The sequence below is a fragment of the Streptomyces sp. HSW2009 genome (assembly GCF_040240285.1).
Classification (GTDB): Bacteria; Actinomycetota; Actinomycetes; order Streptomycetales; family Streptomycetaceae; genus Streptomyces.
This window is the reverse complement of record NZ_JBEHZD010001126.1, coordinates 1-590: the sequence shown is the minus strand read 5'-3', so window position 1 is coordinate 590 and position 590 is coordinate 1. Positions and strand designations below refer to the sequence as shown.

Sequence of the window (590 nt, the reverse complement as noted above, 5' to 3'; positions counted from 1 at the left end):
GCCGGGGCGCGGGCAGGTCAGGGCGGTGCGCCGGGCGGGAGCCCCGGCGGTGCCGGCGCGGGCGGTGGTGCCGGCGCTGGTGGCGCGGCCGGGAGCGGTGCGCCGGGTGGGGTTACGGCGCCTGCCGGCGCGGGCGCGCAGGGCGGTGCGGCACAGGGAAACGCGGCACAGGGTGCCGCGCAGGTGCGGCAGATGTGGCCGGCGATCTTGGATGCGGTGAAGAACCGGCGCCGCTTCACCTGGATTCTGCTCAGCCAGAACGCCCAGGTCACGGGCTTTGACGGGACCACGCTCCAGGTGGGCTTCTCCAATGCGGGGGCCCGCGACAGCTTCGTCAGCGGCGGCAGTGAGGACGTCCTGCGTGAGGCGCTGAGCGGCCAGTTCGGCGTGCAGTGGCGGATCGAGGCCGTCGTCGACCCCTCGGGCGGCGCGGGGCCGGCCCCGGGCGGCGGCGGTGCGGGCGGTCCCGGCGGCTTCGGGGCGGCCGGCGGCGGTTTCGGTGGAGGCGGCGGCGGTGGCTTCGGTGGGGGAGCCGGCGGTGGTGGTTTCGGTGGGGGCGGCGCTGGTGGTTTCGGCGGGGGAGCTCCGGC

General features: G+C 77.8%; 1 pseudogene. It reads left to right on the top strand.

From position 1 onward, the window contains the following. Positions 1-192 precede the first annotated feature (192 nt). Positions 193-590, top strand: a pseudogene (locus AAHZ94_RS34870) (DNA polymerase III subunit gamma and tau); the annotation flags it as partial.